The organism is Thalassomonas actiniarum (genome assembly GCF_000948975.2).
GTDB classification, from domain to species: domain Bacteria; phylum Pseudomonadota; class Gammaproteobacteria; order Enterobacterales; family Alteromonadaceae; genus Thalassomonas; species Thalassomonas actiniarum.
Map to the genome: position 1 here is coordinate 2,861,552 of NZ_CP059735.1, position 24,269 is coordinate 2,885,820.

The window sequence follows — 24,269 nt, forward strand, 5'->3', positions numbered from 1 at the left end:
AACGTTAAGATGGCTTTTTATCAACCACTTTATACAAGCAAAGTTTTTTCCGGCGCCGTTATCTTTTAATTAAGGTCCGAAAGCTTGAATGAGGTGAATGTACAGGAAAGGCTATGACCCAAGCGTTACATTTTCGTCGTCTGGAAAGCATGTATCAGGCGGCCCCCATCAATGAATTTTACCGGCCAGAGATGCAGGTGGGCGAGGGCGAAGCGAGTATCACCATAACCGTGGATGAAAAACATCACCACTCAGGCGGGGGCGTACACGGCTCCGTTTATTTTAAAATGCTCGATGATGCCGCATTTTTTGCCGCCAACTCCCTCGAAGATAAAGTTTTTGTCCTAACCACGAGTTTTACCACTTACCTGACCCGCCCGGTGGCCCATGGAAAATTGACCGCCAAAGGTAAAATGGTCAACAGCAATAAAAGCCAGTTTATCGCCGAAGCCGTGGTTTATGATGAAAAGGATAATGAGATCGGGCGTGGCAATGGTATCTTTGTCCGGGGAAAATTACCGTTAACAGATGCCAGGGGGTATTTATCATATGACGGTGATAACGGAAACCACAGCGGCTAGTGTTGAGTTAAGGGCAGCAAAAATTCCGGGGGCTGTGGGGATTATTGCCGATCATTACTGGTTTGTGATTGATAAAGGCGGGGATAGCCACAGGCAGCGTTGGGAAGTCTGGCAGCACAAAAATGTCGGCGGGCAAAGCTGGTATTATCTTCATAAAAACCTGAAAGAGTGCGAAAGTGGAGTGGGCAACGGACCGAGCCGGGTAGAGTATCGCTGGCGCGGAGCAAAAGCGGCAAACTTGATTCGGGTGATAGAAGCTTCACCGGAGCAATATCCTCATCTGGGCCTTTACCGATACTGGCCGGGGCCTAACAGTAATACTTATGTCCAATGGATACTCGATCAGGCAAAAATCACGGAAATACCCGGCCCCAGCGCCATAGGTAAAGACTATCTGGGCATAATGGGAAGTAAGTTAACCCGGCAGGGGATCTTAATATCAACCCCGGTTATCGGTGTGGATTTTGTTTGGGGCAACTATGTTACTTTCCAGTTGGCCACTTTACCTTTTGGCTGGACTTTTAAACCTTTCAGGCTGGTTTACCCCGGATTAAGATGGCAGCAAAATGAAAACAGATAATAATACCAATTGCATTAAGCAGATGAGAAAATTCGGTGAGGATAAATTTTCAAAAAAAACCTTTATCGTTCCGGACTAAAGCTAAGCACCAGCATCCATGCAGGCGAGGCGTTTGATTGAGCAATAGCAAGCGATTGTGATTGAAAACAACACAGGACTTGGAGATTTAGACCATCCGAAGATGGTTAGATATTTAATAAAATTGGTATAATACAGGGTAAGGCAAGCTTTTTTTGGCAATGGCGATATTTAGAATAAAGGGTCTTACGGGAAAAACTATGGTTAAACCACACAGATATTTTAACCTTGGCCGACACGCATTGATGCTGGTGTTTTCCTGCATTTGTTTTACCGTATCGGCCGGGCAGGAAAAATCAGGCATACCGACTGGCTTTGTTGACCTTGAACAGCTTATACCAACCCTGGAGGTAGAGTTAAGATATTACGGTAAAGACAACTTTGTCGGTGAGGCTATCCCCGGATATAATAAGCCCAAAGCGATACTGACCAAAAAAGCCGCCACGGCCTTAAAACAGGCGCAGGAGGAATTGCTTAAATTCGGACTGGGACTTAAGGTCTATGACGCCTACCGGCCGCAACGGGCTGTCGATTTTTTTGTCCGCTGGGCAGAGGATCTCAAAAATACCAAGATGAAACAGCGTTATTACCCGCAAGTCGCTAAAAAAGATCTGTTCACTCATGGCTATATCGCGGCAAAATCCGGTCATTCACGCGGCAGTACCGTTGATGTGACGTTAGTTTCCCTGATCGGGGGGAAAGCAACCGAGCTGGATATGGGCACGACCTGGGATTATTTCAGTGTCAAATCCTGGCCCGCCAACCTGGCGCTGAGTGCGCAGCAAAGGGCGAACCGTATGTTGTTGCAACAAGTGATGCTCAGGCAGGGTTTTAAGTTCCTGGAAGAAGAATGGTGGCATTTTACTTTACAAGGTGAGCCTTTTAGCGAGCAATATTTTGATTTTGCCATTGAATAAGTTACCTTTGTTTCGGGCAGTTCAGCCAAAAGCAAATACTTGTTGCAAGGCGAATAAAAAATGCCGTGATTGGCTATAGTAATTAAAGAGTAATTTACGTGAAGGTGTGAAAGCTATGCTCAAGTCTTTGCTAATGGCTTTGTTAAATGTTTTCCTGGTGTTATTGTTTGTTGTCGGCAGTGACTATGCCCGGGCGAAACGGCTGGATGTGACTGTCGGCTGGACTAAACCTCCTTACGTCATTGAGCAGGGGGATACCGGATTTGAACTAGAATTGGTCCGGGCCATTTTTAAACAAATGGGTCATCAATTAAATTTTATCTATTTACCTTTTGGCCGTTCCTACGACTTAGTGAAACTGGGCAAGGTGGATGTCGGCATGACCTTAAGCAGTAAGTTGGATATCTCTCCGGCCAAATTCAGCGAACCTTATATTATTTACCAAAATGTCGCGATAAGCCTTAAAGGACGCGGCATTAGCATAAAGGAAATTTCCGAGTTGCAAAGGTATTCTATCGTCGGTTTTCAAAATGCCAATTTTATTTTAGGGGAGCAATACAGCAAAGCGGTGCAGTCCAGCCCTTTTTATGTCGAACTGCCCGAGCAGAAAAAACAGGTAGAAATGTTACTCAAAGGCAGAACCGATGTGGTGGTGATGGACGTTAATATTTTTAACTATTTAAGCAAGGAATTTCTCGGTAAAAGCCATATGGCAAATGTTGATGTTCACAAGATTTTTCCAACAAACCCTTATCGTTTGGGTTTCCTGGATGACGGCCTCAGGCTGGAGTTTGACAGACATTGGCAAAAGTTCAGGAATACCGAGCAATACCAGCTGCTGTTGCAGCAGTATGACTTTCTGCAATAACGATTTGTTGCTGACCGTACTCACCTTCAACCGCTAATTTTTGTCTAACTCATTCAGGTAATTTTTCAAAGCATCAAATTCATACCGGCCGCCGTGACCGCCTGGGCCCAGAGATAAAGCCCGATATAGGCGGCTTCCATAGGATCATTAATGACCCTGTGCTGTTCGAAGCGGCTTTTAAAGGCGTGAACAAAATTTATATTCTCCCGGCTGTTAATACTTTGAAAATAATTCCAGGCGGCATAGTGACCCGCCAGCAACTTACTGCCGATGGTTTTAACTGCCGGATATCCCTGATGACCGAGGATACATCGTTTGAGCCCTGGGGCAGGTAGATTTCGGCCAAAGGGGTAACTCCCCGTTTTTTTAATAAATCTTTAATGATCATATTGGCGGCCCGGGGAAAAATATAATCAGAGCCGAGCAGGTAAACTCTTTGCCCCAGGTTTTCCTGCGCCCAGTGGATACTGGGAATAATTTGCTGGTTAGGGGCTGCACCGGTATAGATAATATTGGGGGATTGCTCCAGTCCTTCATATTGCACCGGATAAAAGAGTAAATGTTGGTACTGCTCCACCACAGGTTTTACCGCTTTTCTGCTGGCAGAGGTCCAGCAGCCGAAAATCACCGGCACCCGGTCCTGGACAATCAGCTGTTTGGCCTTGGCGGTAAATTGATCCCAGCTGGAAGCGCCGTCGGCGATCACCGGCTGTAATGGCCGTCCTAACACGCCTCCCGAGCGGTTGATTTCTTCTATTGCCAGGGTAAGGGCATCAACCCGGTCTTTTTCACTAAAGGCCATGGTCCCGGTCAGGGAATGGAGAATACCGACTTTGACAGGCTGGCGGCTATTATCGCTGCAGGATAATATCAGGGGGCTTATTAAAGCAAGCGTGAGCAGGATGAATGTTGTTATTGGTCTGTGTCTTTGCATTGCTGGCGTCACCGGGAAGTTGCCGGCTATTTGCTGATTACTGCCAGTCTTTGAGACCGTATTTTTGTAAAATGCCGGCTAATTCGCCATTTGTGCGCATTTTGCTAAAGCCCTCTGCAAATAACCGAATGTATTCCCTGGCGTTGGCTTTGTTGGGAGAGCAGGCAATATAAAGAGGCTGGCCATCGGTAACACTGCCAACGGAGATAATATCTTTATCATGACCAAGTTCGCGTAGTTTGGCATCCATGACAATATCGTATTCAATGATGACATCGAGCCTGCCGGACATCAACTTACCGATATTTTGCCTTAAGGCCTTATTGGCAAAAACAATTTGCACCTTGTCTGTGTCTTTATTGCGGGCGATATAGTCTTCGAGTACCTGAGTGTAGGCATAATCGCCGATAACCCCGAGGCGGATATTGCGCAGGGAGTCGATGCCCCGGTAACGCCAGGCACTTTCTTTTTTGATGTAGAAAACCGGTTTGATAAAACCCCAGGGTTCTTGGGTAAAGACAAAGTCGGGGGCGTCATTGTGATCGGCGCCGACCACGCAGTCATAGCGGCCCTTGCGCACCATTTTTAAGCTGCCGCGCCAGGGCAGGGTCTGGTAGTCCAGGCTGTGACCATTTTCGACAAGGATCTTTTTTGCTATTTCAATCATATAACCGGGATTTGCTGCGCCGGGTCTGCCATTGACGGGATACCATTCATCGGCGCGTATGGTGACAACATCGCCATAGCCGGGGGAGCTGAGTAATATCAGTAGGATCACGAGTGGTTTTAACATGGGTTGGCCCCTTGAAATTTCTGGCTCGCATATCCCGCCCCTGATCCCTTGCGTGATTGGGATTGTTGCTGCCTGATTGTACCTGGCGTTTACTCCTCTAGAGTATAGTCGAATATTATAACCAGAGGTTTCACTCAAAGGGGCTGATTAAGGTATGTTTTAAACAGCTTTTTAGCGTTAATGTCCGGGGCAGATCACAGCTAAGTGCTTTGGCTTTTTATTTAGTTAAAATCTTGTTATCTTGGGTACTTAATCAACAAATAAGCGGTTAAAGGAATACTGATGTTAGCTTTTTTACCCCCTCGTAAGTCTCTGCTGTCGGCGGCAGCCTGTCTATTGTTCACGATTTTACCGGCCACCAGTTGGGCGCAAGTGCAGGTGATCCATGCCGGGCAATTACTGGCTGTTCCGGGGCAGGCCCCTTTAAAGCAGCAAACCTTAGTGGTGACGGACGGTAAAATCACCGGGGTTTTTCCCGGGTATATCTCTCTGGATAAATTTGCCGATGATGCCCGTTTAATCGACTTATCTTCCTCTTTTGTGATGCCGGGGTTAATGGATATGCATGTCCACCTCCAGGGGGAGTTAGGGCCGAATAATGACAGTGAAACCTTACGCTTATCCGATGCCGATGTTGCCATGAAAAGCGTATTTTTTGCCGAGAAGACCCTGATGTCGGGCTTTACCACGGTGCGTGATCTTGGCGCCAAACCCGAGCAAATTTATGCCCTGCGTGATGCCATCGACAAAGGCTGGGTGTCCGGGCCGAGAATTATTGCCGCCGGCAGGGTGTCTATCACCGGCGGCCATGCCGATGTTGACGGGATGCGTGCGGACTTATTAGAAAAATTTACCGCCAAAACCGTTTGCGACGGCCCTTTTGATTGTCGCCGGGCCACCCGCCGGGCGATCAAATTCGGCGCGGATTTGATAAAAATCACCTCAACCGGGGGAGTATTATCCGATACCAATACCGGCACCGGCGTGCAGATGACGGATGGAGAACTTAAAGAAGTGGTAGAAACAGCCCATGGTTTAGGGCGAAAAGTTGCCAGCCATGCCCATGCGGCAGCGGGCATCAATGCGGCGCTGCGTGCCGGTGTCGACAGCATAGAACACGGCAGTTATGCCGATGAAGAAAGCATCCGCTTGTTTAAGCAAAGCGGCGCCTACCTGGTACCGACTTTGCTGGCGGGAGATACTGTGGTGAATATGGCGAAAACGGCTGATTTTATGTCCGATGATATCAAAGCCAAGGCGATACGTGTCGGCGGTGACATGTTAAAGAACTTTTCCCGGGCACAGCGCGCCGGGGTGAATATTGCCTTTGGCACCGACAGCGGCGTCTCCAGGCATGGCGGGAATGCCAGAGAGGCGGTGCTGATGTTTGAAGGGGGCATGAGCGCTGCGGAGATCTTAAAGTCGGCGACGGTTAATGCGGCCAAATTGATCGGTTATCAGGACAGTTTAGGTACGCTTGAAAAAGGCAAATTGGCGGACATTATTGCCACCGGCATCAGCCCGCTTGAGGATATCAGCGCCTTGCTAACGGTTGATTTTGTGATGAAAGCAGGCAAAGTGGTAAAAGCACATGAGAAAAGCTAGCATCCGCTGCCATGGCTGTTGAGCAAGAGACTGATTTTGATATTTTATATCTGGACGCTATCTCCCGGGTAAGCGCCGATATCTGGGATGGCCTTTTTCAGCGCCGGGATCCCTTTGTGCGTCACGCCTATTTATCGGCGTTGGAGCAGTCAGACTGCGTTGGTGCCGACAGTGGCTGGCAGGTTTCACACCTGGTGGTTAAAAATCGCCAGGACGGCACTGTAGCGGCATTGATGCCGCTCTATATCAAGTCGCATTCTTTTGGCGAATATCTGTTTGACTGGTCCTGGGCCGAGGCTTATCAAAAACACGGCTTTGAATATTACCCCAAGCTGGTCAGTGCCATTCCTTTCACCCCGGTAGCGGGTGAGCGTCTGGCAATCGCCGGTGATTACCAGGTTTACCAGAAAAAAATTGCTCGGCAGGTGACCCGGGCGCTGTTGAATAAAGCCCGGGAACTTAACGCGCAAACGGTGCAATGTTTCTTTTATCCGGAACAAGCCAATACAGCGGCCTTGTTGCAAACAAATAACTGGTTGCCGCGACGGGATGTCCAGTTTTACTGGTTTAATAGGGAGTACGCCGCTTTCAGTGATTATCTTGCGGCAATGAGCGCACGTAAGCGTAAAAACATCAAAAAAGAAAGAGCGCGGGTATTTGCCTCGGGTATCAGTTTTCACTGGCTAAGCGGCGCTGAAATGAATACTGAATTATGGCAGCAGTTTTTACGTTTTTACCAGGCGACCTATGCAAAACGTTCCGGCCACTATGGTTATTTAAATAAGCACTTTTTTACTGTGCTTGGCGAAACCATGGCGGACAATCTCTTGCTGCTTTTTGCCAAGCAGCAGGAGCAAATTGTCGCCGCGGCCTTGTTTTTTCGCGATCAACAAACCCTCTACGGACGTTATTGGGGCTGCGAGCAGGAGTTTGATTTTTTGCACTTTGAAACCTGCTACTACCAGGGTATAGATTATTGTATCCGGCATAAGTTAAAGCGCTTTAATGCCGGGGTGCAGGGGGAGCATAAGGTCGCCAGGGGATTTACCCCGGTGTTTACTTATGGTGCTTACCAGATATTACGGCCGGACTTTAATGCCGCGATTGGCGATTTTCTTAAGCAGGAAGATGCCTACCTTGAGGGGTATTATCAGCTGATGCACACCAGGTTACCTTTTAAAGTAAAATAACCCGGTGTTCGGTGCAGAGACAAGGGCTGCATATCGGATCAAGCCTTGGCAGCCGACTTTTTCTTGTTAAGCTTTATCACCCCGGTGATCAGCGCGACTCCGGTTAAAATACAGCCGCCGCCAAGCAACATCGACGTAGTGACCACTTCATTAAGAAATAACGCGCCCCAGAATACGCCAAAGACGGGAATAAGGTAAGTCACCGACATGGCATTGGCCGGTCCCAATGCGGCGATCAGCCGGAAAAAGATGATATAGGCGATGCCGGTACAGACGGTGCCCAGCAGCACCACCGAAGTGATGGCCAAAGCCGAAGGCATGCTTGTTGGCAGAAAAAACAAACTGACAGGCGTCAATAACATCGTAGCCGCTAACTGGCTGCCGCTTGCCTGGGCCAGGGGCTTGATATGGCTTAAGTACCTTTTGGTAAAGTTTGCCGAGATAGCGTAACACAATGCTGCCCCCATCACCGCCAGTACCGGCAGCAGTATATTGCTTTCTTCGCCGGCAGTTGGCGCGATGGCTATTTTGTCATACATAAGTAAATAGACGCCAAGGCAGCCGAGTATGATGCCAAACACGGCATTGAGACTGAGCTTGTCCTTAAACCATAAATAGGCGACCAGCACGCCGAACATGGGGGTAGTGGTATTTAAAATGGAGGTTAGCCCCGCCGATAAGGTTAAGGTGGCATAGCCGAATAACACAAAGGGGATCGCGGTATTTAACGCCCCGACAACAAAGAGTTTCGGCCACTGTCCATTCAGCGCCTTTTGCTGGCGATAAAGAAATAATAGCGGTACTAGCAGTAAGCTGGCGATCAGGGTGCGCATCGCCATAAACAGCACAGGGCCGAACTCAGGGCTGCCGATACGCATGAACATAAAGGAAGCGCCCCAAATAGAGGCGAGCAGAATTAATTCAAAGCCTTGTCTGGCTTGTATACCTTGGGGTGTTTTCATGGTTTGTTTCTTTTTTAAATACTGCTTATCGTCGTTTAACGGGCGATCTTTTCTATGGCGATAACTTCTGCCCGGGTCAGATCCTTCATCTGCCACAGGATATTAAACTGGTGTAAATGCATGCCATAGCGCTTATCGTCAGCCTGACCGCTTTTATAGGCCGGGCGCGGATCCTGGGCTAATACCTGGCTGATCAGCTGCTCAAGTTCGGGATATGCCTGGTGAAACTTAAGCAAATCCTGCTTTGCCTGGCTGGAGAAGCTGATGTTTAAGCTATCGGCAGGGGACTCCTGGGCAAAGCCGGCGCTGGCATCATACAGGGCGTCGGAATAAGGCACGTAAGGCTTGATATCGATGATCGGTGTCTGATCCAGCAGATCCAACCCCGAGATCCCGAGTTTGACGCTTTTGTTTTCCACCCGGATATCTTCGAGTTTTACCACAGACATGCCTACCGGGTTTGGCCTGAAGGTCGAGCGGGTGGCAAGCACGCCGAGTTTTTTATTGCCCCCCAGGCGCGGCGGCCGCACCAGGGGCTTCCAGCCTTGTGCCGAAGTGCCGTGAAAAATGAACATCAGCCACAAATGACTAAATTGCTCCAGTCCGCGCACCAGTTCAATATTATTGGCCTGGCCTGCCAACTCGATATGGCCTTTGGCGGCACTGACGATGCCCGGCTGGCGCGGGATGGCAAATTTTTCTTTATAGGGGGAGCTGACGTAACCTATGATATCCAGGGTAATTTGTTGATTCATTTATTGTCCGAGCACCTGGTAAGCTTTGGCATAACACACCCGTAAGCTGATGCACTGCGCCGATTTTATCTCGGTGCAGCCGGTAAAGATCACCGCGTTGGCCTTTTTTTCATCCGCCTGACGTCTGGCCTCGGTACGGGCGTTGATCTCATCCGCGGCGGCATGGTGGGGTTTTAACTGACAATCCTGGCCTTCCACCAGGCCGATATACCTGTGGTCCCCGGGAAATTCCTGCTCATTTTGATAAATTTTAACCCGGGTCGGGGAGAAGTATTCCCTGAAGTTTTCTTCATCCAGGTTGGTGGACACTTGATACTGGCTGCTGCAGCCGCCAAGCAGGGCCGCGGCAAGGAAACTAACGGTGAGGGTAAATTTTTGCGATGACATTTTCCGAGAGAGCATAAATAACCTACTAAATAATTTAAGGCCTTAGTTTACAGGTTTTTCCGCTGTGACAAAACCGGTAGGGGGATTGTTGTCTAACGCCATCACCCCGGCGGCAGCTTATTGGGGGGATTTACCGCCGATCCAGTAGTCGAATAATCTCGTCAGGCTGTTATTTTTCTGCTTCATGGCAATCCAGTTCCGCATAAAGAGCTCAAATTCCTGATCGTTTTTATTGATGGGGAAGGCCATGGCTAAAGGCGGCAGCACAGGCTTAGGGGCTATTACGGTATAATCCGGGTAGAGCAAAGTCCAGGCGGATGCGGCAGCAGCGCCGTATAACATGGCGTCTATATGCTGATATTGATCGCGGAAAAATAACCTCGGGCTGGCGATTTCCCAGGCCTTGCCCCGGGTAAAATATCTCTGTACGGCATTTTGGTAAAAGAAGGTTTCCGGTATGCCTATGGTGAGATCTTCCCGTGCGCTAATGTCCTGCCAGCGGACAAATTCGCTGCGGCGTTCATCCTTAACCAAAAACGCCAGTGATTGCTGGCTGTATGGCGCCGTCAGGGTAAATTCCCTGAGGTTATCCGGGATCACCGGGATCCCCGAGGTGATATCCAGATAACCGGAAGCGAGCAGGGCAGCCGCCTGGTGATGGTAAATTTTGACAAACTCTATCTCTACCTGGAGATCGGTTGCCAAAAGGTGCATGATTTCAATATCAAACCCCACCAACTTGCCTTCGCCATTGTGAAAGGCGTAGGGGAGATCGTCACGGAAATAACCGACGCGGATAAAACCTCTTTGTTTGATCCGGGTTAATACGCTGGTAAAAGGCCGGGCATTTAACAATTGCTCCTGTGCCTGTGGGAGATTGCGGCTCTTGACCTCGGGGTACAAAAAGTCGCGGTTGATAAAGTTGTCATAACCCTGGTACTGGTGGCCGATTTCATTAAAACCAAAGCGTAAGGCCAGAAATAACACAATGGAAACGGCGGGAATAATCATCAGGTTGCGGCCCAGATAGCGCCATTTTACCTTGATGGTGTTATTCATGGCACAGGCGAGCAGCAGCGGCAGGCAAGTGGCGAAGCTGACGGATAATACCGCGGATAAGCGGCCGATGATCAGGTTTTCGGCAACGATGAAAAAGTCAAACATGCTGGCGGAAACATTAAATAATTCCAGCAACTTAGGCATGGCCAGGGTACTGGTGCCAAACAACTGGGGTAAACCGGCGAGTAGCAACATCAGGTAATCCCCCGATGAGATATAGGCGCCGGAAAACCAGGCGGCAAACAGGGTAAAGAGGATTGCCAGTAATTTTCCTCCCACCGGCAGGCTAAAGGAAATCGGGATTAAAATGCCGGGCACTTTTTCAATATTGGCGTTATGGCTGGTTGATGACGAACTTGCCTGGTTTTGTGCCAGCAGTGCTTTGGTCTTTTCGATCAGCACAGGGATAACAATAAAAAAACTGCCGGTGGCAAAAGCAGTGACCATGGCTTCCCGAAAAGCTTTGACCAGCTGGCGGTAGCTAAAAGGGGTGAGCAGGGCAACGGTGGCGGGCAGTACCGCAAATGACAACAGCGCCACCACCAGGGTGGAGCTGATGATATAAACAAATAAGCCGTCAATTTGTGCTGCCTCTATGGTGGCCGCCGCCCGATAGGCGATACAAAAGACCCCGAGCGGGGCAAAGCGCATCACCATATTGCTGATGTTGGCAACCGCCGCCTGTAAGCTGGTTAATACCGACAAGGTATGCCTTTTACCTTTTACCGACATCAGGCCGATACCGACAAAAATACTGAACAGCACGACCGCGGGAATAATGGTATGGGCCAGGGCATAAAAGGGGTTGGCGGGGATCAATAAAGCGATCAGCTGCAATTCATCCGGCGCTTTTATCGCCCCCGGGCTGTAATAGTCGGCATTTGGCCAGTTTGGAAAAGCAAGCGGCGTTAAAAAGATAAAGACCAGGGCAATAAAAAGCAGCAGGGCCAAAATGAGCAGGCTTTGTTTAAAGGCTTTACCGGCCTGCAAGGGGGATAGTCCGCCAATACCGACAATCAGGGACAGGGCAATATAGGGCAAAGCGGTCATTTGCAATAAGGTCACAAAGGTATCGGCCAGCGCGCCGATAGGGGGAACTTCGGTCTGACTAATGCCGCCGATAACCAGGCCCAATGCCATGGTGAAAAGAATTTTAACGGAAAGGGGAAGAGAGCTTAACGGCATAACCAGGTTGAAATAGGGTAACAATACAGTGAACCTTAAAAGAAAAAAGGGAAATACACCAGTAAATTACCAATAAATTATCTTAGTTCAAAAGCTGGGGAGAGGCCGTTTCCGGCTGCTAAAAATTACCGGGAAAGTGACTAATTTGGTATTTTTTATGAAAGGGAAGAGGTGCCGGGGGATGGCATGACAGAGAGCTTTGTCAAAGGATCTAAACGGAAAACCGCTTAGATCCAAAGCATTATGCTATTAACACTGGTTAGATGTGGCACAAGTGGCGCCAACACTGCCCTGACAAGTGTCAGTACATTGACCGGTGAAAGGACCTTCACAGCCCCCGTCACGGGTCCAAACCCCAGCGCCGCCTATTTGCATGGTCGCTTCGGCAGGTAAAACGTTTTTGTCCTGAGAAAGGGTTTTTAATTTATTTTTATTTAATGATAACTTCATTGTTAACTCCTTTTTTATTAATCGTGTAAATAATACACCTTTGGCATCATAACAGGTATTAATAAAATGTAAATATTGTTTTTGGTTTGTAATTAAGGTGTTTTTAAGCTGTGTTGTTCGGCGAAGGGGTTAAGCGTGAAGCCTGGGGGAGGCGAGAGAAAAAGCCGGACAGCGAAGGTCCGGCTTTGCTTCATTTAAGTCTTACTTAACTTAAAACTTGTGCAAGCAAGCTTATTTGTATTTCCAGGTAATATTGTTACCGCTAAAGGCTGAATAGGCATGAATGCCGATATGCCAGGTACCCGCACTTGGGTTGTTGATAGTACAGGTTTCGGTATTACCGTAATCCCATGAACGACAAGTATAAGAACTTGTCGTCGGGGCGCTGCCGTTGCCCAGATACAGATCGGCATCACCGCTGCCGCCGGTAATATCCACGACCAGCTGAGTAGTGCCTGATGGGATCACTTGCTCAAAACGCACCCAGTTTTTGCTGCTGGCAGATAAATCGCTGTGGCTTACCGTGGTCCACTCGCTTGGCGTACCGGCAGTTCTAAAGGCCGCCATGGTGGCTGCAGTTTCATTTAATACCCGGGTATTGTCACTGCGCGAACTGGTACCGGTTGCTGTGCCGCCGTAAGTTTTGTTCGGGTTAGACCAGAATAGTTGACGGGTACAACCTGAACTACAGTTATAGGCCATCACCGTACGCCAGTTGCCGTTTGGATCCTGGTAACCGTGACCGTAGGAGAACGGAGAGTTGGTCGGATCATTTTCCGGGTTATGACGGGCGCCCTGCAAATGACCTAATTCATGGCCAAAAGAGTAGTAACCTGTGGCACAGTCATAATCGACGATGGCAAAGGCGCTTGAAGCATTGGCATAAATGGCATCTGCCTGGCCACAGTAACCGTTGGTATCATGTACCAATACCACCATATCGGCGCCATAGGTGTCACGCATGGTATGTACTTCATCCATGTAGCCGTCGTTGGTTGCGGCTAAACGGTTTAAGTCGGTTTCTGAATTACTGTGCTCGGTATAACTGACTTGTGCGGTATGCACGATATTGACGCTGGCGTTAACGCCACTGGTGCTGTAACCGTTGTTGGTTTCAGTTTCAGCCAGATCAATCAAGGCAGCGATATTGCCCGACAGGCTGGCGGCTTTTGAGGTATATACTACCAGCACGTCGATGACAGGGTTAGCGGCTGTTGTCGCTTGGGCAGATGCATCGAAAGCGGCACTTGCCGGTTCCACATAATCATCGGCGTGATCTTTAAAGACGTCTTCGTTTACTTGCTCAACCGAGTGATTGCCCTGGCCTACAGAGCGGATGCGGTATAATTTACCTTCATAGCGTACGGTACCGGTTACTGTACCGTCACGCTCAACTAAAATCGCAGAGTTTTGCTGCTTGGTTAAGGCATCGGCATTGCTGTTCAGGCTTAAAAATTCTGAAGAAACTTCACCCTGCCAAATCATGGAGCCGGATTTGCTCATGCTGGCCTTAGTTCTGCCAAATTCAATATTGAGCTGGTCATCAAGCTGGATATTTAAGCTTTTAGTGCTTTGCTTTAAAGCTCCTTTATTAATGTGAAACAGGCTACGTTTGTTAACATCTGCCTTTAATGTTTGCACGCTATTCATTTCGGCATTGCTTGCTTGAGAGAATAAATCGGTAGCTGCCTGGGCCTGCATGCCCATGGTCAGTAACGCTGCTGAAATCACACTAAGTTTAAATTTGTTCATTTTATCTTCCTTTGTATAACAACTATCCTGAGTTTTTATTTTTTTGGATATTCTTATCGCCACCATTAGGGAATGGCTCCTCAACCTGCTTTCGGATATTTACGCTAACTTAATCAAAATGTAATAAAAATGATTTAGGCTGTTAACATCCGGCAGCTTCTATACGATAAGTTGTTGATTATTTATGACTAGTAAAAAGGCGACAAAATTTCGCGATAAAGCGACATGAAATTGGTGAATCAAGCGGAAAGCCACTGTTTATCAGGAATGTTTTACTAAGAAGGTTAGAGTTTTTTCACCATAATGTCTGAATAAAATACCGGTTTTTGGCGTTATTTATGCTGTTTGTCTTAAAATAGTCTGAACAACATCTGACAGCGAATGCTAGTTGGGGGCCAGGCCCATGTCTTCCAGGCAGAGTAAAATGTGGTTTTTTGTTCTTTGGCCACCGTTTGCCAGTGACAATTTTCACGGGCGCCGATAATGGCATAAAGGGAATTTAATCCTGTGCCTTTGACCGTTTCTTTTAAGTGCTGATAGAGTTCGAAGGGGTCGATAGCGAAAAAGTCGTCAACGTTGTGGATATCGACTTGCGCCAGGACTTCTTCACTTTTGGGACCAAAACCTTTGAGATCTCTTAACCGTTTTGTCATAACTTATGATAAATAAAGTGAAACCCAGGTGCTAATTGAATAAAACGGGTAAGGCCACAGCAAAGTGCCTGCCTTACCCGCGAGCCGCGACTAGCCGGCTTTGGCTTGTTGCTGGGCCTTCTGCTCGGCTATCTTGGCCTTTTTCGCCTCTTTTCTCAATTCCAGGCTTTTCTTGGCATCGCTGCCGATATGGGCTTCACCGCGTTGTTTGGCCAGTTCCATTTGCTTTTCGCGTTCGGCATAACGGGCACGCTGCTCGTCGCTGACCTTGTCGATGCAATGGTGACAGCTAACACCTTTTTGGTAAGCCTCACGGGTCTTGTCTTCTTCCGTGATTGGCATGCGGCAGGCGTGGCATTGGTCGTACTGGCCTTTGTTCAGCTGGTGGTCAACGGCAACCCTGTCATCAAAAACAAAACATTCCCCTTGCCACATGGTGTTTTCTTCCGGCACCTCTTCCAGGTATTTTAAAATACCGCCTTCAAGGTGGTAAACTTCTTCAAAACCTTGCTCTTTCATATAAGCGGTCGACTTTTCACAGCGGATTCCGCCGGTACAGAACATGGCCACTTTCTTATGCTTGGCGGGATCCATGTGGTCTTTGACATATTGCGGAAACTCGCGGAAGGTTTCGGTATTGGGGTTTACCGCATTTTCGAAGGTACCGATTTCGATTTCATAATCGTTGCGGGTATCCACCAGGAAAACTTCCGGATCTGAGATCAGGGCGTTCCAGTCTTTAGGCTTAACATAAGTACCGACAACCTGTTTCGGATCTATGCCTTCAACACCCATAGTGACGATTTCTTTTTTCAGTTTGACCTTGCTGCGCTTAAACGGACAAACCTCATTGTAAGACTCTTTGTGCACCAGGTTCGCTAAGCGCTCATCGCTTTTTAACCAGTTAAGTACGGTTTCGATACCGGCTTGAGGCCCGGCGACAGTGCCGTTGATACCTTCAAGGGCAAGTAATAAGGTACCGCGTACTTCATTGTCTTCCATTACTTTTAATAACGGCTGACGCATTTGCTCGAAGTTTTCCAGGGTAACGAACTTGTATAAGGCTGATACTACACATTGAGACATATATTTTCCTACTGCTGATCGGAGCGTAAATCCGGTGCTAAAAATTCGGCGCGCATTATAGCTCAGACATGATTAAGTGTACAAGCCTTAAAAATCTTCGCTACTGGTGATGCTTTCTCTGTTTCCTTGTTTGAATCGCTGAAAGGTTTGCTATTTACGTGCGGATAAATCTGCTTAGGGGACAAATAGCAGTTTTAATCAGCTTTTTAGTTAACCCGGTGAGCTTTGATGGGCAATAGTAATAGAAAAGGCGAGCATCAGCTCGCCTTTTCTTGTCTATAAACTCCAAGGTGTTGTCGTGCCAAACACGAATGCCGTGACAACAAATCACTTAAGGAGTTATTTTACCCGCATACCCGGTTGTGCGCCTTCTTCAGGGTTTAAGATCCATAAATCTTTACCGCCGGGGCCTGCTGCCAATACCATGCCTTCCGACATGCCAAAACGCATTTTACGCGGTGCCAGGTTGGCCACCATGACCGTCATTTTACCTTCAAGATCTTCAGGTTGGTAGGCTGACTTGATGCCGGCAAATACCTGGCGGGTTTCGCCGCCTAAGTCCAGTTCAAGGCGTAGCAACTTGTCGGCTTTTTCGACATGCTCGGCTTTAACGATTTTGGCGACACGTAAATCGATTTTAGCAAAATCGTCAAACTGGATTTCTTCTGAAATCGGATCGTCGGCTAGCGGGCCACTTACCGGCGCTTTAGTCTCAACGGCTAAACTTTCTTTTGAAGCTTCTGTCATGGCGTTCACTTTATCCATATCAACACGTTGCAATAAGGCCTTGAACTTGTTGATTTTATGATCTGTTAATAGGGTTTTATGGCCTTCCCAGACAAGCGTGTCGTTAAGGAAAGCTTCGGTGCTCTCGGCCAGCTTAGGCAATACCGGCTTAAGGTAGGTCATCAAGGTACGGAACATGTTGATGCCCAATGAGCAAATATCCTGTACTTCCTGCTGCTTGGTTTCATCTTTAACCAGCTGCCACGGTTCTTTCACGGCAATATATTCGTTGACCTTATCGGCAAGCGCCATGATTTCACGCATCGCACGGCCAAAGTCACGGGCCTCATAATGGGCAGCGATACTGTCGCCTGCGGCCATTACTTCATCTGCCAGTGCCTGATTGTCGATGTTGGTTGATAACATGCCGTCAAAGCGCTTGGTAATAAAGCTGGCGCATCGCGAAGCAATGTTAACTACCTTGCCGACCAAGTCAGAATTTACCCGCTGGGCAAAATCTTCCAGGTTTAAATCCAGGTCATCGATGCGGCTGGTGAGTTTGGCGGCATAATAATAACGCAGGTATTCCGGGTTTAAATGTTCCAAGTAGGTACGGCCTTTAATAAAGGTACCCTTGGACTTAGACATTTTTGCGCCGTTAACGGTGACAAAACCGTGGGCGTAAACCGAAGTTGGCTTACGGTAACCGGCACCTTCTAACATGGCCGGCCAGAACAGGCTGTGGAAATAGATGATGTCTTTACCGATAAAGTGGTAAAGCTCGGCGTCTGAGTCTTTTTTCCAGTAGGTATCAAAGTCGATACCTGTCTTGTCACACAGGTTTTTAAAGCTGCCCATATAACCGATAGGGGCGTCTAACCAGACATAGAAATATTTGCCCGGGGCATTGGGGATTTCAAAGCCGAAATAAGGGGCATCGCGGCTGATATCCCACTGCTGCAGGCCTTGTTCGAACCATTCGCCAAGTTTGTTGGCCATTTCGTCCTGCAAGGAGCCGCTACGGGTCCAGTCGTTAAGCATTTCACCAAAAGCCGGCAGGTCGAAGAAGTAGTGCTCGGAATCTTTTAATACCGGCGTCGCACCTGAAACCACAGAGCGCGGGTTGATTACTTCAGTCGGCGAATAGGTGGCGCCGCAGCTGTCGCAGCTGTCGCCGTTTTGATCTTCGCTTTTACAGGTCGGGCAGGTGCCCTTAACGAAACGGTCCGGCAGGAACATGCCTTTTTCCGGATCGTATAACTGGGAGATCACTTTGGTTTTAATATGGCCCTTGGCGTGCAGGCGGTTATATATCTCTTCCGATAATTCGCGGTTTTCATCGCAATGGGTGGAATGATAATTGTCAAAGCTGATATGGAAATCGTTAAAATCCGCCATATGCTCTTCGCGCACACCGGCAATCATCTCTTCGGGTGTCATGCCAAGCTCCTGGGCTTTAAGCATGATCGGCGTGCCGTGGGCATCGTCGGCGCAAACGAAATAGACTTCATGGCCGCGCATTCGCTGGAAGCGTACCCAGATATCGGTTTGGATATGCTCTAACATATGGCCTAAATGAATAGAACCATTGGCATAGGGCAGGGCACAGGTGGCAAGTATTTTACGCTTTGCCGGCGTTGATGTTGACGGCTGTTCCATAGTCTTTTCTACTGACATATAAAGGTTAATATTATTTTGATGGTAATCGTGGGGGGAATGGTACAGAATTTAAGGTCTATTTTCATTAATAATTATTACGTTTTATTCAATCTTTCTTATGTCTGTGGTGATCATGGTTAAATGTATTGCCCCTACAGTGGATATAAGGCTGAATAGAACCTATTCTCGGTGGATTAAATTGTTCGGTAAGTTTTTTTCCAGTAAAGCAGAAACTGCGCTAAGCAGCGATGAAATCAAGCAACTTATTGCAGATAGCTTGGCTGAGTATCGCTCAGACATTTTTCCAGACGGCATTTTGTCCCTGTGCACGGATGTTAATATTTCCTTGGCCGGTAAGGGGAAAAAAATCACCGTGGCGCTGACGGTGCCATTCCCCTGCACCTTTGAATTGTCCCAGGTGGCGGATAACCTCAGTGAAGCGCTGCAAACCAAAGTTATTTTTGATGTTCAACTGCAGGTGAGGCCGGTAAGAAGCCATGAGATTGCCAATGTCGGTAATATTATCGCCGTTGCCTCGGGTAAAGGCGGTGTCGGGAAATCGACCACTACGGTCAATCTCGCCTATGCCCTGATGGCGGAAGGGGCAAAAGTGGGGATATTGGATGCCGATATCTACGGCCCTTCCATTCCGACCATGCTTGGACTGAAAAACGAAAAGCCCACCTCCAAAGACGGCAAACTTATGACCCCGCTTAACGCACAGGGCTTAGAGGCCATGTCTATCGGCTTTCTGGTGCCGGATGAAGAAGCCACTGTATGGCGCGGCCCCATGGCCAGCTCTGCCTTTAGCCAGCTGCTCAATGAAACCGATTGGTCTGATTTGGATTATCTACTGATAGATATGCCGCCGGGTACGGGGGATATCCAGCTGACCCTGGCGCAAAAAGTACCGGTGGCGGCGGCTGTGGTGGTGACCACACCCCAGGATATTGCCTTAGCCGATGCCGCCAAGGGCATTGTGATGTTTGATAAGGTGCAGGTGCCGGTACTTGGCGTGGTGGAGAACATGAGTTATCACCTGTGCGAGCACTGCGGCGAGAAATCCCACCTGTTCGGCCAGGGCGGGGGAGGCGATATTGCCACCAGCTATAGAACCCGGTTATTGGGCCAGTTACCTTTAGATATTGCCATCAGGCAAGATGCCGACTTGGGGAAATCTGAGATAATAGAAAATAGCGCTGGTGAAATTGCCCTGCTTTACCGTAAAATAGCCCGAAATATGGCGGCGCAGTTATTTTATCAGTTAGACAGCCGCAGCCCGAATACCGCAGAAATCGTCACGCTTTAGCTGGCAGGCTTCGGGTATTAACGTATCAATAGGGATTAAACCAAGAAGAAGACCTTATGAGATTAAGTGATCAGGACATAGAACAACATATTAAAGACGGTAAAATTCAAATTTCGCCGATCCCAAGTGCCAGCATGATTTCCGGGGTCAGCGTCGATATTCGTTTGGGCAATGAATTTCGCGTTTTTCAGGATCATACCGCGCCTTATATCGACTTAAGCGGGCCCAGAGAAGAAATGCAAAAGGCGATGAACTCGGTGATGAGTGAGGAAATCTTTATCCCCGACGGTGAAGCCTTCTTCCTTCATCCCGGTGAACTGGCACTTGCCGTCACCTACGAGTCGGTGACTTTACCTGATGATATTGTCGGCTGGTTAGACGGCCGCTCTTCTTTGGCGCGTTTGGGACTTATGGTGCATGTAACCGCACACCGTATCGATCCCGGCTGGTCCGGACAGATCGTACTGGAATTTTATAACAGCGGTAAATTGCCGCTGGCATTAAGACCTAAGATGAAGATTGCCGCGCTGAACTTTGAAACCATGTCGTCTAAAGCATTACACCCTTATAACAAGCGTAACGATGCCAAGTACAAGGGACAAATGGGCGCAGTTGCCAGCCGTATCAGTCAGGATGAGTCTTCAACGGCTGAGTAGTCCTCAACGGCTGAGTAGCCTTTAACGCCACAATAGCCGGCGATGGCAAAATAAAATGTGTAAGTAAAAAGAGCCGGCTTTGACCGGCTCTTTTTATTTACAAGGATGTAAAGTATGTCATGGGTTCATGGATGAACAGGAATGACGATTTACAAGGATGTAAAGTATGTCATGGGTTCAGGATGAACAGGAATGACGATTTACAAGGATGTAAAGTATGTCATGGGTTCAGGATGAACAGGAATGACGATTTACAAGGATGTAAAGTATGTCATGGGTTCAGGATGAACAGGCATGATAGATTTACCTCTGAGCTGTTTTAAGCCGGGTTGTTTCCGGCAACTGGCTGACACACTCTATCAACGCCGCCACCAGCTTTTCCTTATCGTGATGATGGGGCACGGCATCACAGGTCAGATCCCGGTAAATCATATTCACCCGGGGAGAGTGTACTTCCTTATCCTGGCAAATTACGGTATCTATCGGCAAACAGCCGACATTTGCTTCTATCCAGTCCAGCTTATCCGGCAATGACAAGGCTGCCGCCGGACTTTTCTCGGCGACAATATTTTCGATAAAAACACTGTGGCCGCGCCTTTTGCACAGGGCATTGGCGATATCACGTACCAGCAGCGGCGGGATCACGCTGGTCAGGAAGCTGCCGGGACCGAGAATGATCAAATCGGCATTTTCAATGGCTTCAATACACTGAGGCAGGGATTTTACCAAAGGCGCCAGCATCAGGTTTTTCGGCATGATCGGCATTTCGTCCACCGAGAGTTCGCCGACACGGCACCGTCTCTGGGGATAAAAGGCCATTAAATCCGTCGGGGTTTCCGACATAGGAAATACCTGGGTTTTAACCCTGAGCAGACGACGCACCAGTTTAATAGAGTCTAACGGGCGAGACTGCACCTGGTCGAGACCGTATAAAATCAGATTACCCAGATTATGACCACCCAGTTCATCCTGGCCGTCAAAACGATAGTTAAAGAGTTGGTTGCCGACAGAGTCATGCTCTACCAGTTGGGTCAGGCAGTTGCGCAAATCGCCCCAGGCGATGGAACTGCTGCGTTTTCTTAAGCGCCCGGTGGAACCGCCGTTATCAGTGGTGGCGACTATACCTGTAAGTTGATCCCTCATAAACGAAAGTGTCGATAGCACCCGACCTAATCCATGGCCTCCGCCAATGGCGACAATATTTAGCTTGTTTAGCTGCATATAATAGTTGTTACGTGCTCAATGAGGTTATTTAACCTGTCAATAATAAGAGTCAACCTTACCTGTAACCGTTATAAAAATAAAGCAAAGAACCCTTACACCGGATTACACCATATTACATGGCGAGAATTTGCGCATGAACTGATGTTTTATTGCCTAAACAGGATTTCAAGCAAGTTAACCCGTTTTAAAAACCCTATATAAGAACTAAAAGTATAGCTGCTTACCATTGAAAACAACTTTGCCCTGTTCAGGAGCAAAGATTGATGAAGTTGCGGCTATAGGGCAGGGCAGTATCGATAACTATGAATGCTTGTTCGCTATGATATTTGTTTGCTAATAAGAGTAGGGGATTTAAAAACAAGGTTAAATAAGTTAAAAATGAAGGGCTTAGTATTGTCATTTCAAGAGTAGTTGTCTTTGTTTTATTTTCATCTTGCTTAAAAGCGGCCATAAACAGGGGGTTTTACTAAGGAGACAAGGTAAATCCTGTAAGGGTGAGTATAAAAATCATACACATAAGCGCTTGATTATACAAAAAATAATCAAGATGCTTCTTAACTGAGCACTCGAACCAAAAGTTTGATATTTTTACCTGTTTTTTTTAAATAAGTGTTGACACCAAGCAGGCCTCTGCTTAGAATGCGCCTCGTTTTCAGCAAGTACTAGGTCTACTTGCTAACGAGGAAACACGGGGCTATAGCTCAGCTGGGAGAGCGCTTCGCTGGCAGCGAAGAGGTCTGCGGTTCGATCCCGCATAGCTCCACCATCTTATCTTTATTGGTAAGGTGTTTAGATTTAAAAGTGTCATCTGTGTCCCTATCGTCTAGAGGCCTAGGACACCGCCCTTTCACGGCGGTAACAGGGGTTCGAATCCCCTTAGGGATGCCAACTTTTAAATCAAAACGAGTACGCATTGAATAGCTGTGTCCCTATCGTCTAGAGGCCTAGGACACCGCCCTTTCACGGCGGTAACAGGGGTTCGAATCCCCTTAGGGATGCCACTCGTTTAACAGTTTGAAAATTAGTTTGATTGTCACTATGTCCCTATCGTCTAGAGGCCTAGGACACCGCCCTTTCACGGCGGTAACAGGGGTTCGAATCCCCTTAGGGATGCCAATCAAATTAATCAAAATTTAATGGTTCTATGTCCCTATCGTCTAGAGGCCTAGGACACCGCCCTTTCACGGCGGTAACAGGGGTTCGAATCCCCTTAGGGATGCCACCATTAAATTTAGGATTGCTCTTCTGGCACAAGGGTAATTTGACACAAGTTTTGTGTCCCTATCGTCTAGAGGCCTAGGACACCGCCCTTTCACGGCGGTAACAGGGGTTCGAATCCCCTTAGGGATGCCAATATTGCCGGCATCGATTGAAAACCGATGCACATGCTTCAAAGAATGAAGCATCACCGTAAGGATTACGGGGCTATAGCTCAGCTGGGAGAGCGCTTCGCTGGCAGCGAAGAGGTCTGCGGTTCGATCCCGCATAGCTCCACCATATTCTGGTTGTTGATGGTGTTAATCATTGATAACGAGTGTAGTAAATTGAATTGTCTTATGTCCCTATCGTCTAGAGGCCTAGGACACCGCCCTTTCACGGCGGTAACAGGGGTTCGAATCCCCTTAGGGATGCCAATTCAATTTATATCCAACGCGGTTAACCTGACTCAATGAAGAGATTCGGGGCCATAGCTCAGCTGGGAGAGCGCTTCGCTGGCAGCGAAGAGGTCTGCGGTTCGATCCCGCATGGCTCCACCATATTCTGTTTAATGCTGTTTGATAAAGTCAGCGTTAAGTAGTCTTAAAGTTAAATTGTCTTATGTCCCTATCGTCTAGAGGCCTAGGACACCGCCCTTTCACGGCGGTAACAGGGGTTCGAATCCCCTTAGGGATGCCAATTTAACTTAATATTCATTCAGTAAGTATCGAATTGAAAAATTCGGGGCTATAGCTCAGCTGGGAGAGCGCTTCGCTGGCAGCGAAGAGGTCTGCGGTTCGATCCCGCATAGCTCCACCATATTCTGTTTGTTGCCTTGGCGGCAAATAGTCTATAGTAAATTGTCATATGTCCCTATCGTCTAGAGGCCTAGGACACCGCCCTTTCACGGCGGTAACAGGGGTTCGAATCCCCTTAGGGATGCCAATTTACATAAATCAACCGACGCAAGTCGGTTTTTTTATGCCTGAAATTTGACTTTGTTGTTATTGATTAACCCTTAAGGACACCGCCCGCAGCTCCTTAGCCAGGCACGGTAACAGGGGTTCGAATCCCCTTAGGGATGCCAATTTACATAAATCAACCGACGCAAGTCGGTTTTGTTATGCCTGAAATTTGACTTTGTTGTTATTGATTAACCCTTAAGGACACCGCCCGCAGCTCCTTAGCCAGGCACGGTAACAGGGGTTCGAATCCCCTTAGGGATGCCAATTTACATAAATCAACCGACGCAAGTCGGTTTTGTTATGCCTGAAATTTGACTTTGTTGTTATTGATTAACCCTTAAGGACACCGCCCGCAGCTCCTTAGCCAGGCACGGTAACAGGGGGTCGAATCCCCTTAGGGATGCCAATTTACATAAATCAACCGACGCAAGTCGGTTTTTTTATGCCTGAAATTTGATTTTTCTGCCTGCTGTTTTTCTGAACGTGAAAACACCTTATATAGCTTGCCATTAAATTTTTGCCTGCCCAGCTTTGCTTACTACTTTTACCGTCATGTTATTTGGCACCAGGCCTAAAAATTTAGCTTCCTCTCCCTGCTAACAGACTAATTGGCCCTTCTTAATCACTTCCCTTGCCTTATTCTAAATATACTTTAGCGGTAATTTTTTACTCATTCAGGTGAGATAGCTTTCTATTTA

The 24,269-nt window shown here is 47.9% G+C and carries 19 protein-coding genes, 12 tRNA genes and 1 pseudogene; 20 read left to right on the forward strand and 12 right to left on the reverse strand.

Annotated elements, in window-relative coordinates:
- The first annotated feature begins 113 nt into the window (after positions 1-113).
- The 4 genes from SG35_RS12415 to SG35_RS12430 all read left to right on the forward strand — a co-directional run bounded on the left by SG35_RS12415 (position 114) and on the right by SG35_RS12430 (position 3,024).
- Positions 114-581: a PaaI family thioesterase gene (locus tag SG35_RS12415; RefSeq protein WP_044835174.1), complete on the forward strand. Its 468-nt coding sequence runs from the start codon at positions 114-116 to the stop codon at positions 579-581.
- Positions 550-1,161, forward strand: coding sequence for a DUF3750 domain-containing protein (locus SG35_RS12420; RefSeq protein WP_063888683.1), 612 nt, complete (start codon positions 550-552; stop codon positions 1,159-1,161). The genes SG35_RS12415 and SG35_RS12420 overlap by 32 nt, the downstream gene beginning before the upstream one ends.
- A 278-nt stretch (positions 1,162-1,439) precedes the next feature.
- Positions 1,440-2,156, forward strand: coding sequence for a M15 family metallopeptidase (locus tag SG35_RS12425; RefSeq protein ID WP_236702682.1), 717 nt, complete (start codon positions 1,440-1,442; stop codon positions 2,154-2,156).
- A gap of 115 nt (positions 2,157-2,271) precedes the next feature.
- Complete coding sequence (locus tag SG35_RS12430; RefSeq protein WP_044835173.1) at positions 2,272-3,024, forward strand: substrate-binding periplasmic protein; 753 nt, start codon at positions 2,272-2,274, stop codon at positions 3,022-3,024.
- A gap of 65 nt (positions 3,025-3,089) precedes the next feature.
- On the opposite strand, the pseudogene SG35_RS12435 reads toward SG35_RS12430, so the two are convergent.
- Positions 3,090-3,958: pseudogene (locus tag SG35_RS12435) on the reverse strand (transporter substrate-binding protein).
- A gap of 37 nt (positions 3,959-3,995) precedes the next feature.
- Entirely contained in the window at positions 3,996-4,751 is a 756-nt protein-coding gene (locus SG35_RS12440) for a substrate-binding periplasmic protein (protein WP_044835172.1), read from the reverse strand.
- Positions 4,752-5,033: 282 nt separating this feature from the next.
- Between SG35_RS12440 and SG35_RS12445 the strand changes: the two genes are divergently transcribed.
- Together SG35_RS12445 and SG35_RS12450 are read left to right on the forward strand one after the other, a co-directional pair.
- Positions 5,034-6,356, forward strand: a complete 1,323-nt coding sequence (locus SG35_RS12445; protein WP_044835171.1) for a metal-dependent hydrolase family protein — start codon at positions 5,034-5,036, stop codon at positions 6,354-6,356.
- A gap of 11 nt (positions 6,357-6,367) precedes the next feature.
- Positions 6,368-7,546, forward strand: coding sequence for a GNAT family N-acetyltransferase (locus tag SG35_RS12450; protein WP_044835170.1), 1,179 nt, complete (start codon positions 6,368-6,370; stop codon positions 7,544-7,546).
- 38 nt (positions 7,547-7,584) lie between these two features.
- Here the strand turns inward: SG35_RS12450 and SG35_RS12455 are convergent, their stop codons facing one another.
- The 9 genes from SG35_RS12455 to metG form a co-directional block, all read right to left on the reverse strand.
- Positions 7,585-8,508: a DMT family transporter gene (locus SG35_RS12455; RefSeq protein ID WP_053043336.1), complete on the reverse strand. Its 924-nt coding sequence runs from the start codon at positions 8,506-8,508 to the stop codon at positions 7,585-7,587.
- A 35-nt stretch (positions 8,509-8,543) separates the two neighbouring features.
- Complete coding sequence (gene tsaA / locus SG35_RS12460; RefSeq protein WP_044835169.1) at positions 8,544-9,263, reverse strand: tRNA (N6-threonylcarbamoyladenosine(37)-N6)-methyltransferase TrmO; 720 nt, start codon at positions 9,261-9,263, stop codon at positions 8,544-8,546.
- Positions 9,264-9,650: an Rcs stress response system protein RcsF gene (gene rcsF / locus SG35_RS12465; RefSeq protein WP_044835168.1), complete on the reverse strand. Its 387-nt coding sequence runs from the start codon at positions 9,648-9,650 to the stop codon at positions 9,264-9,266.
- A gap of 117 nt (positions 9,651-9,767) precedes the next feature.
- Positions 9,768-11,918, reverse strand: coding sequence for a cation:dicarboxylate symporter family transporter (locus tag SG35_RS12470; RefSeq protein ID WP_044835167.1), 2,151 nt, complete (start codon positions 11,916-11,918; stop codon positions 9,768-9,770).
- Between the two features lie 225 nt (positions 11,919-12,143).
- On the reverse strand, positions 12,144-12,344 hold the full coding sequence (locus tag SG35_RS12475; RefSeq protein ID WP_044835166.1) for a hypothetical protein: 201 nt from the start codon (positions 12,342-12,344) through the stop codon (positions 12,144-12,146).
- A gap of 231 nt (positions 12,345-12,575) precedes the next feature.
- Positions 12,576-14,096, reverse strand: a complete 1,521-nt coding sequence (locus SG35_RS12480; protein ID WP_053043335.1) for a pre-peptidase C-terminal domain-containing protein — start codon at positions 14,094-14,096, stop codon at positions 12,576-12,578.
- A gap of 350 nt (positions 14,097-14,446) precedes the next feature.
- A complete protein-coding gene (locus SG35_RS12485; RefSeq protein ID WP_201777834.1) occupies positions 14,447-14,749 on the reverse strand; it encodes a TfoX/Sxy family DNA transformation protein in 303 nt (100 codons plus the stop codon).
- Between the two features lie 90 nt (positions 14,750-14,839).
- The gene (trhO, locus tag SG35_RS12490) at positions 14,840-15,835 is read right to left on the reverse strand and encodes an oxygen-dependent tRNA uridine(34) hydroxylase TrhO (RefSeq protein WP_044835165.1); all 996 of its coding nucleotides are present in this window, start codon (positions 15,833-15,835) and stop codon (positions 14,840-14,842) included.
- A gap of 339 nt (positions 15,836-16,174) precedes the next feature.
- Positions 16,175-18,220 (reverse strand): methionine--tRNA ligase, encoded by a 2,046-nt coding sequence (gene metG, locus SG35_RS12495; RefSeq protein WP_044835164.1) that lies wholly within the window; start codon positions 18,218-18,220, stop codon positions 16,175-16,177.
- 199 nt (positions 18,221-18,419) lie between these two features.
- Between metG and apbC the strand changes: the two genes are divergently transcribed.
- Together apbC and dcd are read left to right on the forward strand one after the other, a co-directional pair.
- A complete protein-coding gene (gene apbC, locus SG35_RS12500) occupies positions 18,420-19,529 on the forward strand; it encodes an iron-sulfur cluster carrier protein ApbC (protein ID WP_053043334.1) in 1,110 nt (369 codons plus the stop codon).
- A 56-nt stretch (positions 19,530-19,585) separates the two neighbouring features.
- Entirely contained in the window at positions 19,586-20,185 is a 600-nt protein-coding gene (dcd, locus tag SG35_RS12505) for a dCTP deaminase (protein ID WP_044835163.1), read from the forward strand.
- Positions 20,186-20,488: 303 nt separating this feature from the next.
- Here dcd and SG35_RS12510 read toward each other — a convergent pair whose 3' ends face one another.
- Positions 20,489-21,406: a gluconeogenesis factor YvcK family protein gene (locus tag SG35_RS12510; RefSeq protein WP_044835162.1), complete on the reverse strand. Its 918-nt coding sequence runs from the start codon at positions 21,404-21,406 to the stop codon at positions 20,489-20,491.
- Positions 21,407-22,099: 693 nt separating this feature from the next.
- Here SG35_RS12510 and SG35_RS12515 point away from each other — a divergent pair.
- From SG35_RS12515 to SG35_RS12570, 12 genes are all read left to right on the forward strand, one after another.
- Positions 22,100-22,175, forward strand: a tRNA-Ala gene (locus SG35_RS12515).
- 46 nt (positions 22,176-22,221) lie between these two features.
- Positions 22,222-22,297, forward strand: a tRNA-Glu gene (locus SG35_RS12520).
- A 37-nt stretch (positions 22,298-22,334) separates the two neighbouring features.
- Positions 22,335-22,410 (forward strand) — tRNA-Glu (locus SG35_RS12525).
- Between the two features lie 39 nt (positions 22,411-22,449).
- A tRNA-Glu gene (locus tag SG35_RS12530) sits at positions 22,450-22,525 on the forward strand.
- Between the two features lie 30 nt (positions 22,526-22,555).
- Positions 22,556-22,631, forward strand: a tRNA-Glu gene (locus tag SG35_RS12535).
- Between the two features lie 55 nt (positions 22,632-22,686).
- Positions 22,687-22,762, forward strand: a tRNA-Glu gene (locus SG35_RS12540).
- Positions 22,763-22,830: 68 nt separating this feature from the next.
- Positions 22,831-22,906, forward strand: a tRNA-Ala gene (locus SG35_RS12545).
- Positions 22,907-22,967: 61 nt separating this feature from the next.
- Positions 22,968-23,043 (forward strand) — tRNA-Glu (locus tag SG35_RS12550).
- Between the two features lie 47 nt (positions 23,044-23,090).
- Positions 23,091-23,166, forward strand: a tRNA-Ala gene (locus SG35_RS12555).
- A 63-nt stretch (positions 23,167-23,229) separates the two neighbouring features.
- A tRNA-Glu gene (locus tag SG35_RS12560) sits at positions 23,230-23,305 on the forward strand.
- Positions 23,306-23,349: 44 nt separating this feature from the next.
- Positions 23,350-23,425 (forward strand) — tRNA-Ala (locus tag SG35_RS12565).
- A gap of 50 nt (positions 23,426-23,475) precedes the next feature.
- Positions 23,476-23,551: transfer RNA gene (locus SG35_RS12570), tRNA-Glu, on the forward strand.
- Positions 23,552-24,269: the final 718 nt, after the last annotated feature.

What these genes read in the sequence shown, in the direction of transcription:
- SG35_RS12415 (WP_044835174.1), top strand. Translation starts at nt 114, where the DNA reads ATGACCCAAGCGTTACATTTTCGTCGTCTGGAAAGCATGTATCAGGCG.
- SG35_RS12420 (WP_063888683.1), top strand. Translation starts at nt 550, where the DNA reads ATGACGGTGATAACGGAAACCACAGCGGCTAGTGTTGAGTTAAGGGCA.
- SG35_RS12425 (WP_236702682.1), top strand. Translation starts at nt 1,440, where the DNA reads ATGGTTAAACCACACAGATATTTTAACCTTGGCCGACACGCATTGATG.
- SG35_RS12430 (WP_044835173.1), top strand. Translation starts at nt 2,272, where the DNA reads ATGCTCAAGTCTTTGCTAATGGCTTTGTTAAATGTTTTCCTGGTGTTA.
- SG35_RS12440 (WP_044835172.1), bottom strand. Translation starts at nt 4,751, where the DNA reads ATGTTAAAACCACTCGTGATCCTACTGATATTACTCAGCTCCCCCGGC.
- SG35_RS12445 (WP_044835171.1), top strand. Translation starts at nt 5,034, where the DNA reads ATGTTAGCTTTTTTACCCCCTCGTAAGTCTCTGCTGTCGGCGGCAGCC.
- SG35_RS12450 (WP_044835170.1), top strand. Translation starts at nt 6,368, where the DNA reads ATGGCTGTTGAGCAAGAGACTGATTTTGATATTTTATATCTGGACGCT.
- SG35_RS12455 (WP_053043336.1), bottom strand. Translation starts at nt 8,508, where the DNA reads ATGAAAACACCCCAAGGTATACAAGCCAGACAAGGCTTTGAATTAATT.
- tsaA (WP_044835169.1), bottom strand. Translation starts at nt 9,263, where the DNA reads ATGAATCAACAAATTACCCTGGATATCATAGGTTACGTCAGCTCCCCC.
- rcsF (WP_044835168.1), bottom strand. Translation starts at nt 9,650, where the DNA reads ATGTCATCGCAAAAATTTACCCTCACCGTTAGTTTCCTTGCCGCGGCC.
- SG35_RS12475 (WP_044835166.1), bottom strand. Translation starts at nt 12,344, where the DNA reads ATGAAGTTATCATTAAATAAAAATAAATTAAAAACCCTTTCTCAGGAC.
- SG35_RS12480 (WP_053043335.1), bottom strand. Translation starts at nt 14,096, where the DNA reads ATGAACAAATTTAAACTTAGTGTGATTTCAGCAGCGTTACTGACCATG.
- SG35_RS12485 (WP_201777834.1), bottom strand. Translation starts at nt 14,749, where the DNA reads ATGACAAAACGGTTAAGAGATCTCAAAGGTTTTGGTCCCAAAAGTGAA.
- trhO (WP_044835165.1), bottom strand. Translation starts at nt 15,835, where the DNA reads ATGTCTCAATGTGTAGTATCAGCCTTATACAAGTTCGTTACCCTGGAA.
- metG (WP_044835164.1), bottom strand. Translation starts at nt 18,220, where the DNA reads ATGGAACAGCCGTCAACATCAACGCCGGCAAAGCGTAAAATACTTGCC.
- dcd (WP_044835163.1), top strand. Translation starts at nt 19,586, where the DNA reads ATGAGATTAAGTGATCAGGACATAGAACAACATATTAAAGACGGTAAA.
- SG35_RS12510 (WP_044835162.1), bottom strand. Translation starts at nt 21,406, where the DNA reads ATGCAGCTAAACAAGCTAAATATTGTCGCCATTGGCGGAGGCCATGGA.